The following is a 15,865-nucleotide window of genomic DNA, read 5'->3' as shown; positions in this document are numbered from 1 at the left end:
GACCCAGCAATTTCTGGAAGATGACCCGATGAAAAGGGGCCGCCATCGAGGCGGCCCCTTTCACTCGGCTTCGTGGAAGTCGTTCAGCCGGTGCGCTTCCGCCGAGGCTTCCGTGGTGGCGAGCCAGTGCGGATACGTGACGTAGACCAGTTCGGTGTCCTCATCGGCCACGTAGACGACCTCGGTGTCGGCCCGCAGGTAGATCACCTCGCCCGCCCGGGCCGTCACCGAGCCGGACGGACCCTCGACGGTGAAAGCGCCGGAAGTGATGACCAGTGCCTCGTCGTAGGTCACCTTCCACGGGTTCTTCTCGCCTCTCCGGTAGCGCCCGAATCCGACGGACATCGCCGCGCCGCTGTCCTGGTCGACGACATCGGAGAGGAATATCTGCTGGTCAAGCCGCTGGAACCAGGTCGAAGCGCCGGAGCTGGTGAAGTGTTCGACGGACATTCGCGTCTCCTTAAGTGGAAGTTCCTCCACTTAGTTAACTGGAGAAAGTTCCACTTGTCCACCGGTTAAGCTCGGCGGGTGCTTCCCATCGCAGGATCCGGGCCGGTAGAGCGGGCGGACGCGGCTCGCAACCGGCAGAAGATCGTCCGGGCCGCGGCCAAACTCGTCGCGGCCAAGGGGATCGAAGGACTCGCGCTGGACGAGATCGCGGTGGAAGCGGGTGTCGGGATCGGCACCGTGTACCGGCGCTTCCCGGACAAGGGCGCGTTGGCGCAGGCGCTCCTGGACGAGAACGAGCGCGAGTTCCAGGAGGCGTTCATCAGCGGGCCGCCGCCGCTCGGTCCCGGTGCGCCGGCGCGCCAAAGGCTCAAAGCGTTCCTGAGCGCGTACGTCGACAGGCTCGAAACGCACGGACGGCTGCTGATGGTCGCCGAGACCGAAACCCCGATGGCGAGGTTCGTCACCGGCGCTTACCGGCTGCACCAGAGTCACCTGGTCGCGTTGATCCGCGAGCTTGAGCCGGACATCGACGCGCACTTCAGGGCCGATGCGCTTCTCGCGCCCCTGGCGGCCGCGCAGTACGTCCACCAGCGGCAAAGCATGACGCCGGAGCAGATCAAGGACGGGCTCGAACAACTGCTCGGCAGATGACGGGACGGGCCGGTTCTCTCGTCGCCGGACGGAGCCGAACCGCTTACGCTCCCCGAATGCCCCAGAACAGGTCTCCCGAACGGCTGGTGTTCTTCACCGACGCCGTCGTCGCGATCGCGATCACCCTGCTGGTCCTGCCGCTTGTGGAGGCCGTTTCGGACGCCGTCTCGCAGCACCTCGACCCGGCCGCCCTGATCGGCGAGAACCAGTGGAAGATCTACAGCTTCCTGCTCAGTTTCGCGGTGATCGCCCGGCTCTGGATCGTGCACCACCACGTGTTCGAGCAAGTGAAGGCGTACAGCAAGCCGTTGATGGTGGCGAACTTCGGCTGGGTACTGACGATCGTGGTGCTGCCGTTCCCGACCGAGGTGGCCGCCTCGTACGGCAACGACCGGTTCACCTCGTCGCTCTACATCGGCACGATCCTGGCCGCGTCTCTGTTCCAACTGCTCATGGTGCTGATCATCCGGCGCGACCCGGCTCTGCGGGACGAGGACAGCGAACTGGCCCGGGCGCCGCTGTTCGACACGGCCGTCAACACGGCTTTGCTGGCGGCCGCGTTCGTCGTGGCCGCGCTGGTGCCGCACGCGGGGTACTACATGCTTCTGCTCCTGCTGCTTCCCGGGATCATCGCGCGGTTCCGCAAGACCGAGAACGCCGCGGCGGCGGACGCCTAGCCCGGTCAGCCGAGGTGGACGATCGCGACGTCTTCGCCGTCGGTGACGGCGAACCGCCGGTTGGCGTTGTCGACGGCGATTCGCGCGGGACCGGAGAAGGACTTTCCCCAGACGATCGAGCTCTCCGCGTGGCCTGTGGCGAGCTCGGGCCACTCCGCGAGCAGCTCGCCGCTGTTCCCGTCGTACAGGCGCGGGTGTCCGTAGAGGGCCATGATGTCTCCGGCCACGCAGACCAGATCACCCGCGGGGTGGTCGAGTTGCTTGCGCCACAAGAATTCCTTCGTGGTCATCGACCAGCGGGCGAGCATGGTGCCCGCGAGTTCGTCCGGCTCGGTGGGCTGCTCGAGGTCCGAAGAGGTGCTGATCGCGACGTCGTCTCCGATGAAGCACGTCCCGCTGATGTCGGGAAGAATCAGTCTTGTCGCCGGGTGATCGTCGTCCGTCGAGTCGAGAACGCCCGGATCGGTCAACGCGCGGTGCAGGTCGAAGGTGATCACGCAGTCGACGGGGTGCCAGGCCCACCCGGCACTGAGGAGATAGCGGCCGCTGGACGAGACGGCCAGCCGCGAGTGGAAGAAATCCGAGGGCTCTCGGCCGTCACCGGCGCCCCAGCGCTCACCGGTGACGGCGTCTTCGATCTCAAGCCTGTTGTACTCGTCCGGACAGTGCACGAGTCCGGTCCGGCCGTCCGGCAACGTGAACAACTCCAAGGGATACCGGTACGCGTCGGCTTGGTAGTCGCTGCGCCCGATCTCGCGGATGACTTCTCCGTCAGCGGTCAGCAACAGGCCGTCCGTGCCGGTGCTCGCCAGCAGGGCGACGACATCGCCACGCGGTGACACCTTCACCGCGTCGAACCGCTGCCCGTAGTCGCCGGACCTCCGGCCGCCGGACGACCCGTCCACCGGGATGGTCCGCCAGCCGGCGGCGACGTCGTACAGGGTTCCCCCGACCCAGGCAAGAGTCCGCATTCGGTCAGTGTCGCAACCCCGGACATCGTTGTCCTGCGAATATCCGTCCTTCAGAGGCTGTCGCGCAGCGGCACGGTGATCTGCTTGAGCCAGGTTCCGCTGGTGAAGTCGCGCGCTTTGATCACCACGGCGCGGTGGTACACCTCGATCTGGAGGCCCTGGTTGAAGCTGCCGCCGAGCGAGACCTCGCCGCCCTTGCCGTCGTCCACCCAGCCGGTCTGCACGGCGCCGGTGTTGACCACGGTGAAGCCTTCGAGGTTGCCGCTGCCGGGGACGACCCGGCGGGTCACCCAGTCGGACAGGGTGAGGTCCCAGTGGGTGTGCCCGGAGAACAGGAACACGTCGCGGTACTTGCCGAGCACGCCGAGCAGGCGGTCGGCCTGGAGGTAGTCGTTGAGGTAGAGCTTGTTACGGGTGCCGGACACGGTGTTCGGCAGCGGGTGGTGGGTCAGCACCATCACCGGCTTGCGCCACCGGTCCCAGTACGCCAGCCGCTGTTCCAGCCAGGTGAACTGCTGGTCGCTGAGCCACACCTCGTCCCACAGCTTCGGGTCGTGGTACTTGGCGTAGCGCTCGGTGCCCAGGCACAGCACCGGCACGCCGCCGAACGAGGTCTCCGAGTAGGCCGTGTTGCGCCCGGCGAACTTGTAGAAGCTGCGGAACAACGATTCCTCGGTGGTGCCGTTGGGCCAGGTTTCCTGCGCGAGGGTGTCCGGGTCCCGCCACTTCGGCACGTAGAACTCGTGGTTGCCGATGGCCCAGGCGACGTTCCTCGGGTGCGGGTGCTTGTTCAGCATCGCCCGCACCTGGGCGTACTCGAAGTCGTAGCCGCGAGGGGTGATGTCGCCCGCCACGCCGAGACCGGCGCCGCGCGGGTTGGTGGCGTTGATGTCGTCCAGGGCCTTGCCGAAATCAACGAGGTCGCCCTGGATGTCGCTGATGATGTTGAATCGCACGGCCGGGCCGAAGGGGTCCCGGGAAGGGGTGGCCTCCGCCGGGGTGCCCAGCACGGTGGTCGCGGCCACCGCGCCACCCGTGGCCAGCATGAACGACCTGCGATCCATCAGAACACCCACATTCGGTTCCACCAGTACCAACGGGCCAAAGGTAGGACGTCTGAGGTGATCATCGGTGACTTGGTGCCAGCCGGTGGATGTACGTGAAGAAAATTTCAGGTTTGAGCAGGGAAGGAAGGATTCCCTTGAGCGGCACTCCGGATCTCGGTCCCATGCCCCAGCGCGTCACCGTCGGCGTCGACCAGGTGCGACGGCTGGTCGACGACCAGTTTCCTCAGTGGAGCGCCCTGCCGGTCCGGCCCGTGGACGAGAGCGGCTGGGACAACGTCACCTTCCGCCTCGGCGACACGATGGTGGTGCGCCTGCCGAGTGCGGCCGAGTACGCCTTGGCGGTCGACAAGGAACAACGGTGGCTTCCGGCGCTCGCTGCCCGGCTGCCGCTGCCCATCCCCGCCCCGTTGGCGAAGGGACGCGCTGACCACGGTTATCCCTTCTCGTGGTCGATCTACCGATGGCTCCCCGGCGAACCCGCGAGCGCGGACGGGATTTCCGACCCGGTCCGCTTCGCCCTCGACCTGGCCGGGTTCCTGGCCGCGCTGCGCAGCGTCGATGCCGCCGACGGTCCCCAGCCGGGTAAGCACAACTGGTTCCGGGGCGCCACCTTGCGCACCTACGACGCAGTGGTCCAGCGCGCGTTCGCGACACTGGATGGCCGAATAGACGTCGGCTTGGCCCGAGAGATCTGGGAGACCGCGCTGGACGCCCCTTGGGACGGAGTGGACGTCTGGTTCCACGGCGACGTCGCACCGGGGAACCTCCTGCTCGACGGCGGGGAACTCGCGGCCGTCATCGACTTCGGGACCTGCGGTGTCGGCGACCCGTCCTGCGACCTGGCCATTGCCTGGACGCTGCTGACCGCCGACGGCCGCAAGGTGTTCCGTGAGCGCCTGTCCGTCGACGACGCGGCCTGGGCACGCGGGCGCGGTTGGGCCCTCTGGAAGGCACTGATCGCCTGTACCCGGGCCGACGAAGAAGCACGCCGCGTCCTCGACGAGATCTTCTCCGAATTCCCGAACGCCGCTCGCGACCAGCCCAGCGAGCGGCTTGTTCTCCAGCGGATGCGAAACCGCGTGATGGAGGCGCTGGACCTCCTCGCCGACGGAGACGAGGGCGTCCGCTCCGCAGGGAACGCCGAGTATGTCAACCACTTCTTCGACTTCATCGACGATGACGTGCCGCTGCAATGGCGCGAGTGGTCGACGTTGACGGCAGACGAGGTGGCCGCCCTCGACAAGGTGTTGCGAGCACTCCTCGACGCGTGCGCGGAGACACCTGCGGTCTGCACCGACGACGAGTTCATCGCGTCGGGTTGGCCTGAGCGCGTCAAACAGATCGCGGGCGCGGCGCTCGCGCTGATGCGGGCGCGAGGCCGCTTTCACGAAGAGTACGAGGAGGACTCGCCGTCGATCACCGGCTGAGACCCGCTCAGTTGCCCGCCTTCGCCTCCGGGATCCCGTTCGCCGGTGGCGCGTCGTTGGCCGCCGAGTCGTCCGCCTCGATGGGGGCTTCGCCGATGTCGGTCACCAGGACCGGCGTCAGATCCTTGCCCGCACCGCCGTGGAGTTCGACCACCGACATCCCGGAGATGCCCAGATGACTGTCACCGGTGTAGCGGAACGGCGCGAGGCCCGGCCCTGCGAACGTCTTCCCGTTCTGCTGGAGCACCTCGACGACACGTTCGCGGGTCAGGTCCCGCCCGGCCGCCTGCAACGCCTGGACGAAGGTGTACGCCTGCGCCATCCCGTAGATGCGGTAGTTGGTCAGGTCGCCGCCCTTGCCGTGTTCGCTCCAGATCTTCCGCCACAGCTTCGTCCACGCGTTGTCCGGAGCGTCGACGCCCGGCAGGTACTCGGTGGTGACGACGCCGTCGATGAGTGACGCACCGTTGGTCACCTTGCCTTCGGAGAACCGGGCGAGCAGCGAGCCGACCAGGGCCGGATCGGAACCGACGTTGCTGTAGAACCATTTCGGCTTGAAGCCGATCTTCAGTGACGCCAGCTGGGAAAGCGCGGTGTAGGACGGGACGGTGAAGCCCAGCACCAGATCCGCGCCCGCGGCCTTGAGTTTCGCGATCTGCGGCGCGATGTCGGTGTTGCCCGGCGAGTACTTCGCGACCTCCACGATCTGCTTGTCCAGATGCCGGCGCGCGCCCTTCTCGCCGTCGCGGCCGAAGTCGTCGTCCTGGACGAACAGGCCCACCTTGGCGCCGGGCAGGTTCTTCCGCACCCAGTCGCCGATGATCTTGCCTTCGATCTCGTAGTCCGGCTGCCAGCCGAAGGTGAAGGGAGCCTTCTTCGGATCGTCGCCCCAGCGCAGCGATCCCGAAGACACGAACAGATCCGGGACCTTCGAGCTGTTGAGGAAATCGACGACGGCGCTGTGCGTCGGCGTGCCGAGGCCGCCGACCATCGCGAAGATCTCTTCCTTGAGCACCAGTTCGTTGGTGACCGCGCTGGTGTTCGTCGGGTTGTAGCCGTCGTCCTTCGCCACGAACTCGATCTTGCGGCCGTTGATCCCGCCGTTCGCGTTCACGTAGTCGTAGTAGGCCTGATGACCGCTCGGGATTTCGCTGTAGCCCGGCGCGGCGACGCCGGTCAGCGGGAAGTGCGCCCCGATCTTGACGGTGGTGTCGGTGACGCCGACGGTCGACCCCTTTTCTTCGCCCTCGGGTCTGCCTCCCGCGCCGCAGGCGGTGGTGACCGTGACGGCCAGGAAGAGGGCCACGGCCTTGGTCCAGCGTTTCATGAATTTCGCCTCCGGTGAGTGAGTTTCCGCAGCCCGCCGGCGAGGCCGGCCGGTGCGAGCAGCACGATCAGGACGGTGACCAGGCCGTAGATCAGCGGCGCCAGATGCGCGGCCTGGACGTCGGACAGGCCGAGGTCCGTTCCCGCGCCGGTCACCAGCGGCGGCAGGAACGTCAGGAGCGCGGCTCCCGCGAGCGCGCCGGTGAGACTTCCCAGACCGCCGAGCACCACCGCGGAAACCAGCAGCAGCGACAATGTCAGCGCGAACCCGCTCGGCGCCGCCAGCCGCGCAGACAACGCCATCAGCGCCCCGGCGAGCCCCGCGCAGCCCGCGCTGACCACGAAAGCCAGCACCCTCGTGCGGCCGAGGTCGATCCCGGCCAGTCCGGCGGCCACGTCCTCGTCGCGGACCGCTTGCCAGTCGCGGCCGACGCGGCTTCGGGACAGGTTCGCCAGCAGGACGAACACGACGATCACGGCGAGCCAGGAAAGGTAAGCGAGGTAACGGATCCGCGTGAGGTCCTGGCCGGTGACGAAGTACGCGGCGTCCGCCAGCCAGCCGGGGATCTCCGGCATCCGGACGGTCAACCCCTGTTCGCCGCCGAGCGCTTCGCCGAAGAACAACGGGATCCCCGGCACGGCGACGGCGAGCGCGAGCGTCGCGCCCGCGAGGTACGGCCCGTGCAGCCGCGCGGCCGCGACGCCCACGAGCGCTCCGACGGCCAGCGTGATCACCATCGCCACCAGGAGGATCACCGGCAGCGGCAAGGCGGACTCGGGTGATTTCAGCAGGAGCGCGGCCGAATACGCGCCGACCGCCATGAGCGCCCCGTGGCCGAGTGACAGTTGCCCGTTCAGTCCCGTGAGGACGGTCAAGCCGCCCGCGGCGATCGCGAAGTACGCCATCGTGGTGAACTGCGCGGTGAGGAACGGGCCGGTGTTCTCCAGGACGAGCACGACGACGACCAGTCCGGCGAGGGCGAGCAGCAGAGGCTTGCGCGGCATGTCAGACCCTCCGTTCGCGGACGCTCGCGAACAGACCGCCGGGTTTGAGCAGCAGGACCACCATGAGGATCGCCAGTGCGGCGAGCGGGACCAGTTCGGCGCCGACGTAGCCGCTGACCAGGCTCAAGGACAGGCCGAGCGCGACGCCGCCGACGACCGCGCCGACCGGGCTGTCCAGGCCGCCGAGCACCGCCGCGACGAAGCCGTACACCACCACACCGTCCATATAGGACGGATGGACCAGCCCGCCGCCGGCGATCAGCAGCCCCGACAGCGAACCGGCGAGGGCGGCGAGCGCCCAGCCGAGCGTCAGCATCCGCCCGACCCGCACCCCCAGCAGGCGCGCCACTTCCCGGTCGAAGGCCGCCGCCCGCATCCGCAGGCCCAGATCGGTGCCGCGGAACAGGAGCACGAGCCCGATCAGCACCACGCCGACGGCGGCGATGGTGAACACGCCGAACCCGGTCAGCGCGATCGTCGTGCCACCGACCTCGAAGCCGGTGAGCCCGAACGGCGCCGGGAACGACCGGTACCGCGAGCCGAACACCAGCGCCGCCAGCGCGTGCAGCACGATGAACAACCCGAGGGTGAGGATCACCGCGTTGATCTCGGGTTTGCCGGAGACGAACCGGACCACGAAGCGTTCCACCAGCGCGCCCAGCAGCAGCCCCGAAAACAGGGCGACGGCGAAACCGAGCCAGTACGACCAGCCCGCGTCGATCAGCACCAGCGCGAGGTACGTGGTGATCATCGCCATCGGCGCCTGCGCGAAGTTCACGATCCGCGTCGCCCGCCAGATCAGCACCAGCGCCAGGGCGAACGCGGCGTAGACCGCGCCGAGGGTCAGCCCGGTGAGCGCGGTGGTCAGCAGTTGCTGCACGAGGCTCCCTTTCAGAATCCGAGGTAGGCGTGCCGGAGGTCGTCGTCCTCGACCAGTTCGGCCGCGTCCCGCCGGACGACGACTTCGCCGAGGTTGAGTACGACGCCGTGGTCGGCGATGGACAGCGCGCTGCGCGCGTTCTGCTCGACCAGCACGACGGCGAGTCCCTCGTCGCGGACGAGACCGCGCAGCAGGGCGAAGATCTGCGCCACGATCCGCGGCGCGAGCCCGAGCGAGGGCTCGTCGAGCAGCAGTACCTTCGGCCGGGACAGCAGTGCGCGGCCGAGCACCAGCATTTGCCGTTCCCCGCCGGAAAGGACGTGTGCGAGCCCGTTCTTGCGATCGGCGAGTACGGGGAAGAGCTCGTAGATCCGCCGGAGCTGGGAGGCCGTCGCGCGGCTTCCCGATCCGAGCGCGCCGAGCCGCAGGTTCTCCTCGACGGTCAGCTCGGCCAGCACGCCGCGGCCCTCGGGCACCTGCGCGAGACCGAGGGCCGGAAGGTCCTCTGTGGACACTCGGCTCAGATCGTGGCCCGCGAGCGTGACGCGGCCGCCCGTCGGCCGGACGAGGCCGGAAATGGTGCGCAGCAAGGTGGTCTTGCCCGCACCGTTCGCGCCGAGTACCGCGGTGATCTCGCCGGGGGAGGCGGACAGGCTCACGGAATCGAGCGCCCGGACGGGGCCGTAGGCTGCCGAAAGGTTCTCAACGGTCAGCACCGGCCACCTCCTCGCCGAGGTAGGCCGCCCGCACCGCCGGGTCCGCGCGGATCTCGTCCGGGGTGCCGCGGGCGATCACCTTGCCGAAGTCCAGTACGACGATCTCGTCGCACACTCCCATCACCAGATCCATGTGGTGCTCCACGAGCATCACCGACATGCGCTCGGTCAGGCCGCGCACCAGCGTGCCGACGTCGGCGATCTCGGCCGCCGACAGCCCACCCGCCGGTTCGTCGAGCAGCAGCAGTTCCGGTTCGCCGACCAGCGCCCGCGCGAGCGCGACCCGTTTGCGGACCGGATAGGGGAGACTCGCGGGATAGCGGTGGGCGACGTCGGCGATGTCGAAGTCTTCGAGGTACGCCATCGCCCGCTCGGTCAAGGCCTTCTCGTCCCGTGTGCGGCCCAGCATCGAGGACCAGAAGCCGGCCTTCGCGTGCTTGCCCGCGCCGACGAGGACGTTGTCCAGCACGGTCATCCGGCCGAAGAGGCCGAGTTCCTGCAGGCTGCGGGCGATCCCGAGGCCCGCGAGATGATGCGGGCGCAGCCGTCGCAGTTCGGTGTCGCGCCAGGTCAGCGCGCCGGTGTCGGGGCGGACGAAACCGCACGCGACGTTGAAGAGCGTGGTCTTGCCCGCCCCGTTCGGGCCGATCACCCCGAGCACCCGGCCCGGCGCGACGGTCAGGGAGACGTCGGACAGCGCGACGAGACCGCCGAAGGTCACCGACACGCCGGACATCTCGAAGGTGGACAGGGTCACGCGGGAACTCCCAACGGGGAAAACGGGTCCCGGCGCGGGTGCGCCGGGACCTGGAGGACTCAGGCGTGCGGGCAGGTGTCCCGGTAGTCGCTGATCGCGCGGTCGTCCGGGGCGGGGCACAGGAACTGCTCGTAGCGGGTGTCGTTGTCCACGAACCGCTTCAGCCACGAGATCGTGTACTTGGCCATGGTCGTGTTCGCCGTGTTCGGGAAGAAGTGGCTCGCGTTGTCCAGTTCCATGTACGCCTTCTCCGCGGAGGCGGGAATGCTGGTGTAGAACGGGATCGAGTGCGAGGCCACCGGCGCGACCGAGTCGGACTCGCCGCCGATGATGAACGTCGGCACCCGCAGCGACGACCACGACTTCTGCGTGTTCCACGGCGCGAGCGGGACGGCGGCCTGCAGCGACGGCCGGTCCTGTGCCGCCTCGAGCGAACCTCCGCCGCCCATCGAGTGCCCGGCCACCGCGAGCCGGGAGGTGTCGATGCGGGACCGGACGCTGCTGCGCTGGGTGAGATAGTCGAGCGCGGCGAGCAGCTGGTCACCGCGGCTGCCGGGCTGGTCGTAGATCGTGTTCGTGTCGATGGTGAACACCACGAAGCCCTGCGACGCCAGCCGCGGGCCGATCCACGCGATGCTCGACTGGGTCGCGGTGTAACCCGGCGAGATGGCGACAGCGCCGAAGGTGCCCTGCGCGGTGCTGGTGGGGTAGTAGATGGTGCCGCCGCCGAAACCGGTGACGGACACGCGCGACACCGACGTCTCCGAGACCGCGAACGAGCCGCGCGAGGCTTCGATGCTGCTTTCCGTCGGGGCAGGGCCTCGTTCGTAGGGGTTTTCGGCGGCGTAGGCCGTCGGCGCGGCAGCGAGTGCCGCGACGGTCGCCAGTCCACAAAGGATCCGGGTCGTACTACGCATGGTGCCGTCTCCGTTCGCCGGTGAACACAGTCCGTGGTGATGGACTGTGGCAAACGGCCGCGACGCACTGCATCGGTGAAATCGCCAGTCTTCGTCCGCGGCGGCGCCCCCGGTCATGGACGCCCGTACGATCGGCGATCGTGAATCCCTCAGCCGAGGACATAGTCCGCACCGCGGCGCGGTGGATCGATCGCGGCGTCCGCGTCGACACCTCAGCCTTCGCCCAGGAACTGGGCATTTCCCGCAGCACCCTGTTCCGCCGCGTCGGCAACCGGGAGGACCTGCTCGGTGATGCCCTCTACTACCTGTCCGAGCGCACCCTGACGGCCGCCACGCGCACCTGGGAGCGCGATGAGGGCGACGTGGTGCGCAACGCGGCCGGTGAACTGCGCTGTCTCGCGATCATGCGCGAGTACCGATCCGTGCTCGCGGCGAGCACCGGGTTCCGCCGGTTCCTCGACGACGAGCCCGTGCTGGCGATCCGGCTGCTCACCGACCCGGACGGCCGCGTCCAGCCGAGGGTGATCGCGGCGCACGTCGAGCTTCTGCGCCGCGATGTCGACGACGGCGGATTCGTGCCCGCTGTCGGCCTCGACAGCCTCTGTTACGCGATCGTCCGGCTGGGGGAGGCGTTCCTGTACTCGGACGTCCTCGCGTCCCGGACGCCGGATCTCGACGCGGCTTCGACGCTGCTCGGAGCACTCGTGGAAGGACGGGTGCCGAGCAGGACCTTGTGAAACACTTGCGCCTGGTGTTTCATCGAAAGGGATTTTCGAGGAGGCGCCGATGCCTGTCCGGGACGTCGTGTACCCGCTGCGGGGCAGGGACGACCTCTTCGGCGGGCTGCGTTCGATCGCCGGGCGCGCCATGCTGGTCCGCGGGACGGAGGGGCTCGGCAAGTCGGCGCTGCTCACCGCGCTGCGGGCCACCCTCGGTGTCCGCCTCGTCGGCGTGCGGGGCCTGCGGGCCGAACGTTCGCTGCCCTACGGCGCGCTGCATCGGATGTTCGGCGCTCCCGTTTCCAGTGGTGCGGAGGCGCGTGATCGGCTCACCACCCTCCCGTCACCGGCGATCTGCTGGGTCGACGACGCGCACTGGATCGACCCGGAATCCCTGGCGGCGCTGGGTTTCGCGGCCCGGCGGCTGGACGGGGTCCCGGTCGGGATGGTGCTCGCTTCGCGGTCCGGATCCGACGAGTTCGACTCCGTCGAGCTGACGCCGTTGACCGACGCCGCCGCCTGCCAGCTGTTGCGCGATCGCGGCGTGCCCGCCGGGGTGCGTCCGCAACTGGTCGAACTCGGCGAGGGGAACCCCGCCGATCTGGTCGCGCTGGCGGCCTCGCTGACGCCCGCGCAGGCGGCCGGGAGGGAGCCGGTGTCGCCGGTTCTCCAGGAGCGTTTGCCCCGCTACGCGGCCGAGCTCGACGCGATGCGGTTCGACGAGCGAGTCCGGTTTCTCGTCACCTGTATGAACATTTCCGCGAGGAAGGCGACGTGGTACGCGGCGGCGTCACCGGCGGACCGCCGGGCGGCGCACGCGCGGCTGGCCTCCGCCGAGGAGGGCCCGGACGCTCTCTGGCACCGGGCGATGGCGACAGCCGGGCCGTCCGCGCCGCTCGCCGACGCGCTCGCCGCCGCCCCCGCGGTGGATCACGCGGCCTCGGCGCGGCACCTCGAACGCGCCGCCGCGCTGACCGCCGATCCGGCCACGCGGGCGACCCGGCTGCTGGCCGCGGCGGACGCGGCCTGGCAGGCGGGCAGGCCAGGGTGGGCACGGCTGCTGCTGTCCAGGGTGGACGCCCGGCCGGGCGCGGTGGCGTTGCTGCACGGCGAAATCGAACTGCGCGACGGCGATCCCGCGGTCGCCACCCACGAACTCGGCACGGCGGCGGAGCTGCTGCCCGATCCCGCGGCCGCGCTCCTGCTGGCCGGTGAGGCACGCAGGCTCGGCGGCGATCTGAGCGGTTACCGGGCGTTGGCGCGGACCGTCCCCGCCGGGGACGGCCTGGTCTTCGCGCACTTCCGCGGTCTGACCTCGGTGTACGCCGGACGTCACGACGACGCCGACCTGCCGCTGGAGGACGCCGTCCGCAGGGGGATGTCCGGCACCGACGTCGCCGGAGCCGTTTGGGCCGCCGAAGCCGCTTTCGCCCGCGGGCACGCCGAACGGGCGCACGAGTACTCGGCCGCCGCGGTGAGCCGCGCGCGACTCGGCAGGCGGCACGCGGAACTGCCGTGGGCGTTGATCTACCTTTCGCTCTCGGCCATCGCTCTCGACCGGATCCCGTGTGCGCGGGCGGCGTCCCGTGAAGGGCTGCGCGCGCCCCACAACCTGCGGATGGAACATCTGACGCTGCTGGGGCTGGCCGCCGCGCTGCTCGGCGACCGCGTCCCGGAACTGGACGAGGCGACCGACGGCATCGCCGAACGCGGTCTCGGCAGGCCCGCCGCCGTCGCGGCGTGGGCGCACGCCTGCCTGGACCTGGCCGAAGACCGGCCGGACGACGCCTTGAGCAGGCTCGAAGATCTCGCTTCCGGCGTTTCCGGCGACCAGCCGGTGATCCGCGTGCTCGCCACCCCGCAACTCGTCGAAGCGGCGGTGCTTTCCGGGCGGCCCGAGCGCGCGCGGACCGCGCTGGAGGTGTTCGACCGCTGGACCCTGGCCGGCGCGGAACCGTGCTGGCTCGCGCTGAGCCATCGGTGTCACGCGCTGACCGCGCCGGATCCGGAGGCGGCGGAACGGCACTTCCGGCTGGCCGTCGAGGCGCACCGGCGCGCGGGCGGCGCGGTGGAACTCGCCAGGACCCGGTTCGCCTACGCCACCCTGCTGCGACGGCGCCGGCGGAGCCGGGACGCCCGAGACCAGTTCCGTGATGCCTTGCGCGGCTTCGAAAACGTCGGCGCGACCCGGTTCGCCGAGCGCGCCCGCGCCGGGCTGCGGGCGACCGGTGAGACCGTCGACGCGCCGCACCGCTCGCTCGCCGGGCTCACTCCGCAGCAGGACGCCATCACGCGGCTCGTGGCGGCGGGGGAGACGAACAAGGAGATCGCGCGGCGGCTGGTGATCAGCCACCGGACCGTGGATCACCACCTGCGGAACATCTTCACGGCCCTGGGCGTCCGGTCGCGCGTGGAACTCGCGCGCCGCGTGGCCGCCGGGGAATGAGGTTTGCCCCTTCGCGCATTTAGTCCTCTAGTTGCGGTCTGGAGGGAATACCGGGCCCACGACGGGGGTCGTAGCGAAGTATGGACTTCGGGATCGCGACGGCAGTGACCGACGAAGGAATCCGGCCCCACGTGCTGGGGGCGGCTCTGGAAGAGAAGGGATTCGACTCCCTCTATCTCCCCGAACACTCCCATATACCGGTGAGCAGGGAGTCTCCTTACCCCGGCGGTGAGCTGCCGCGCGGGGCCATGCGCAACTTCGACCCGTTCGTGGCGCTGGCCGCCGCCGCGACGGTCACGTCGAACCTCCGGCTCGGCACCGCGGTCGCCCTGATGATCCAGCGCGACGTGCTCTACACGGCGAAGGAGATCGCCAGCCTCGACCTGCTCTCCGAGGGGCGGGTGATCTTCGGCGTCGGGGCGGGCTGGAACATCGAGGAGATGCGCAACCACGGCGTCGACCCGCGGACGCGAGGCGCCTTGCTGACCGAACAACTCCAGGCGCTCAAGGAGATCTGGACCAAGGACGAGGCCGAATTCCACGGCGAGCACGTCGACTTCGACTCGGTTTTCTCCTGGCCGAAGCCGGTGCGGAAACCGCATCCGCCGATCTACGTCGCCGGTCAGGGCCCGGCGGGGCTCAAACGACTCGCCGAGCACGCGGACGGCTGGCTGCCGCATTCCGTGACACCGCCGGAGGAACTGCGCCGGGTCCGGTCCTGGCTCGCCGACCAGGGCCGCGAAGACGTCCGGATCAGCGTGTTCGGCGCCCCGGCCGATCCCGAGTTGCTGCGCCGCCTCGAAGGCGCGGGGGCCGACGAAGTCTCCCTCCTCCTGCCGACGCTGCCCGAAGCCGAGACCTTGGAACTTCTCGGCGAGCTGGCGAAGACCATCGAGCCGCTGCGCGCCTCATAACAGGCCGGAACGCCGCCACAGCACCAGGCCCGGACCGCCGACGAGGTCGACTTCGCGCAGGTACCGCACCATTTTCGCGGCACCCTGGGCCAAGACCTCCCGGCGGTGCGGGCTGCGCCTGGCCAGCGCGGCCGCCCGGCGGGGGTTCTCCAGACCGGCGCGCGCGTACTGCGCGGGCCGGGAGAGCAGCCGGGAAAGCAGCATCGAGCCGATCGCCACGACGATCCGCGTGAACGTCTTGACCGGCCAGGACGCGCGGGCCATCAGCCTGGTCAGGTCGTCGCGCGCGTAGCGCACGTGCCGGGCCTCTTCGGTGACGTGGATCCGCATGACGGCGCGCACGAGCGGCTGGATCGACTCGTCCTGCAGGTGCTCGCGCTGGATGGCGTCGAAGACCTCCTCGCCGATCAGCGTCGCCACCCACATCGACGGACCCCGCAGGATCAGCGGCAGCGCGTGCGCGGTGAAGTGCAACAGGCGGTTGTTCCGGTACGGACGGCCGTCGACCTTGTCGATCAGCATCGCGAACATCGTCGAGTGACGGCATTCGTCGGCGACCTCGGTCAGCGCGTACCGCGCGTGCGCGGTGGTCGGATCCGCGCGGTAGGACATCCGCAGCAGCATCTGCATCAGGATGATCTCGAACCAGATCCCGACGCTGACCGAGTTGATCAGCTCCTGCCGGGACAGCTCCACGCGCTGTTCGTGACTCATCCGGTCCCACAATTCGGTGCCGTACAACGACACCGTCCGCTCGGGGATGAAGAACGCCCCCTCGGTCAGCGGGGCTTCCCAGTCCACGTCGACTTCGGGGTCGTACGACAGCTTCGCGCTCGCCTGCAGCAAGCGCTGCGCACCGGTCTCTCGGTCGCGCAGGGGCCGGGTCCGTGCCGTCATCGCCACTCCCTCGTTCGCGGATTGCATCCCGCGATGGAAAGTTAC

The 15,865-nt window shown here is 69.4% G+C and carries 15 protein-coding genes and 1 pseudogene; 6 read left to right on the top strand and 10 right to left on the bottom strand.

Features of this window, described 5'->3' with window-relative positions; all coding sequences use genetic code 11:
* Positions 1–60 precede the first annotated feature (60 nt).
* Positions 61–450: a cupin gene (locus ACLJPX_RS06960; RefSeq protein WP_410599286.1), complete on the bottom strand. Its 390-nt coding sequence runs from the start codon at positions 448–450 to the stop codon at positions 61–63.
* Between the two features lie 78 nt (positions 451–528).
* Between ACLJPX_RS06960 and ACLJPX_RS06955 the strand changes: the two genes are divergently transcribed.
* Complete coding sequence (locus ACLJPX_RS06955) at positions 529–1,101, top strand: TetR/AcrR family transcriptional regulator (protein ID WP_410599285.1); 573 nt, start codon at positions 529–531, stop codon at positions 1,099–1,101.
* A 56-nt stretch (positions 1,102–1,157) separates the two neighbouring features.
* Positions 1,158–1,778 (top strand): TMEM175 family protein, encoded by a 621-nt coding sequence (locus ACLJPX_RS06950; protein ID WP_410599284.1) that lies wholly within the window; start codon positions 1,158–1,160, stop codon positions 1,776–1,778.
* 5 nt (positions 1,779–1,783) lie between these two features.
* Here ACLJPX_RS06950 and ACLJPX_RS06945 read toward each other — a convergent pair whose 3' ends face one another.
* Positions 1,784–2,749, bottom strand: a complete 966-nt coding sequence (locus ACLJPX_RS06945) for a hypothetical protein (RefSeq protein WP_410599283.1) — start codon at positions 2,747–2,749, stop codon at positions 1,784–1,786.
* A 50-nt stretch (positions 2,750–2,799) separates the two neighbouring features.
* Complete coding sequence (locus ACLJPX_RS06940) at positions 2,800–3,813, bottom strand: metallophosphoesterase family protein (protein WP_101608909.1); 1,014 nt, start codon at positions 3,811–3,813, stop codon at positions 2,800–2,802.
* Between the two features lie 164 nt (positions 3,814–3,977).
* Between ACLJPX_RS06940 and ACLJPX_RS06935 the strand changes: the two are divergent.
* Positions 3,978–4,835, top strand: a pseudogene (locus tag ACLJPX_RS06935) (aminoglycoside phosphotransferase family protein); the annotation flags it as partial.
* Between the two features lie 415 nt (positions 4,836–5,250).
* Here ACLJPX_RS06935 and ACLJPX_RS06930 read toward each other — a convergent pair.
* From ACLJPX_RS06930 to ACLJPX_RS06905, 6 genes are read right to left on the bottom strand one after another with little or no spacing between them, the layout of a single operon-like run.
* Positions 5,251–6,570, bottom strand: a complete 1,320-nt coding sequence (locus ACLJPX_RS06930; protein ID WP_410599282.1) for an ABC transporter substrate-binding protein — start codon at positions 6,568–6,570, stop codon at positions 5,251–5,253.
* A complete protein-coding gene (locus ACLJPX_RS06925) occupies positions 6,567–7,574 on the bottom strand; it encodes a branched-chain amino acid ABC transporter permease (RefSeq protein ID WP_410599281.1) in 1,008 nt (335 codons plus the stop codon). Before ACLJPX_RS06925 ends, ACLJPX_RS06930 begins: the two co-directional genes overlap by 4 nt.
* Position 7,575: 1 nt before the next feature.
* On the bottom strand, positions 7,576–8,454 hold the full coding sequence (locus ACLJPX_RS06920) for a branched-chain amino acid ABC transporter permease (protein ID WP_410599280.1): 879 nt from the start codon (positions 8,452–8,454) through the stop codon (positions 7,576–7,578).
* A gap of 11 nt (positions 8,455–8,465) precedes the next feature.
* Positions 8,466–9,170 (bottom strand): ABC transporter ATP-binding protein, encoded by a 705-nt coding sequence (locus tag ACLJPX_RS06915; RefSeq protein WP_410599279.1) that lies wholly within the window; start codon positions 9,168–9,170, stop codon positions 8,466–8,468.
* The gene (locus ACLJPX_RS06910) at positions 9,157–9,927 is read right to left on the bottom strand and encodes an ABC transporter ATP-binding protein (RefSeq protein ID WP_410599278.1); all 771 of its coding nucleotides are present in this window, start codon (positions 9,925–9,927) and stop codon (positions 9,157–9,159) included. Before ACLJPX_RS06910 ends, ACLJPX_RS06915 begins: the two co-directional genes overlap by 14 nt.
* Positions 9,928–9,986: 59 nt before the next feature.
* Positions 9,987–10,844 (bottom strand): alpha/beta hydrolase family protein, encoded by an 858-nt coding sequence (locus tag ACLJPX_RS06905; protein WP_410599277.1) that lies wholly within the window; start codon positions 10,842–10,844, stop codon positions 9,987–9,989.
* Positions 10,845–10,984: 140 nt separating this feature from the next.
* Here ACLJPX_RS06905 and ACLJPX_RS06900 point away from each other — a divergent pair, with 140 nt between their 5' ends.
* The 3 genes from ACLJPX_RS06900 (at position 10,985) to ACLJPX_RS06890 (ending at position 14,923) form a co-directional block, all read left to right on the top strand.
* Complete coding sequence (locus tag ACLJPX_RS06900) at positions 10,985–11,581, top strand: QsdR family transcriptional regulator (protein WP_410599276.1); 597 nt, start codon at positions 10,985–10,987, stop codon at positions 11,579–11,581.
* A gap of 49 nt (positions 11,582–11,630) precedes the next feature.
* Complete coding sequence (locus ACLJPX_RS06895) at positions 11,631–14,009, top strand: helix-turn-helix transcriptional regulator (RefSeq protein WP_410599275.1); 2,379 nt, start codon at positions 11,631–11,633, stop codon at positions 14,007–14,009.
* Positions 14,010–14,089: 80 nt separating this feature from the next.
* Complete coding sequence (locus tag ACLJPX_RS06890; RefSeq protein ID WP_410599274.1) at positions 14,090–14,923, top strand: LLM class F420-dependent oxidoreductase; 834 nt, start codon at positions 14,090–14,092, stop codon at positions 14,921–14,923.
* On the opposite strand, the gene ACLJPX_RS06885 is transcribed toward ACLJPX_RS06890, so the two are convergent.
* Entirely contained in the window at positions 14,918–15,820 is a 903-nt protein-coding gene (locus ACLJPX_RS06885; RefSeq protein ID WP_410599273.1) for an AurF N-oxygenase family protein, read from the bottom strand. The two genes, ACLJPX_RS06890 and ACLJPX_RS06885, sit on opposite strands and share 6 nt — an antisense overlap.
* Positions 15,821–15,865 lie beyond the last annotated feature (45 nt).

Source organism: Amycolatopsis sp. lyj-90, assembly GCF_046549035.1.
In the GTDB taxonomy this organism is placed as follows: Bacteria; Actinomycetota; Actinomycetes; order Mycobacteriales; family Pseudonocardiaceae; genus Amycolatopsis.
Note: the sequence above shows the minus strand (reverse complement) of the source record. Positions and strands in the feature narration are given on the sequence as shown.

What these genes read in the sequence shown, in the direction of transcription:
- ACLJPX_RS06960 (WP_410599286.1), bottom strand. Translation starts at nt 450, where the DNA reads ATGTCCGTCGAACACTTCACCAGCTCCGGCGCTTCGACCTGGTTCCAG.
- ACLJPX_RS06950 (WP_410599284.1), top strand. Translation starts at nt 1,158, where the DNA reads ATGCCCCAGAACAGGTCTCCCGAACGGCTGGTGTTCTTCACCGACGCC.
- ACLJPX_RS06945 (WP_410599283.1), bottom strand. Translation starts at nt 2,749, where the DNA reads ATGCGGACTCTTGCCTGGGTCGGGGGAACCCTGTACGACGTCGCCGCC.
- ACLJPX_RS06940 (WP_101608909.1), bottom strand. Translation starts at nt 3,813, where the DNA reads ATGGATCGCAGGTCGTTCATGCTGGCCACGGGTGGCGCGGTGGCCGCG.
- ACLJPX_RS06930 (WP_410599282.1), bottom strand. Translation starts at nt 6,570, where the DNA reads ATGAAACGCTGGACCAAGGCCGTGGCCCTCTTCCTGGCCGTCACGGTC.
- ACLJPX_RS06925 (WP_410599281.1), bottom strand. Translation starts at nt 7,574, where the DNA reads ATGCCGCGCAAGCCTCTGCTGCTCGCCCTCGCCGGACTGGTCGTCGTC.
- ACLJPX_RS06905 (WP_410599277.1), bottom strand. Translation starts at nt 10,844, where the DNA reads ATGCGTAGTACGACCCGGATCCTTTGTGGACTGGCGACCGTCGCGGCA.
- ACLJPX_RS06895 (WP_410599275.1), top strand. Translation starts at nt 11,631, where the DNA reads ATGCCTGTCCGGGACGTCGTGTACCCGCTGCGGGGCAGGGACGACCTC.
- ACLJPX_RS06890 (WP_410599274.1), top strand. Translation starts at nt 14,090, where the DNA reads ATGGACTTCGGGATCGCGACGGCAGTGACCGACGAAGGAATCCGGCCC.
- ACLJPX_RS06885 (WP_410599273.1), bottom strand. Translation starts at nt 15,820, where the DNA reads ATGACGGCACGGACCCGGCCCCTGCGCGACCGAGAGACCGGTGCGCAG.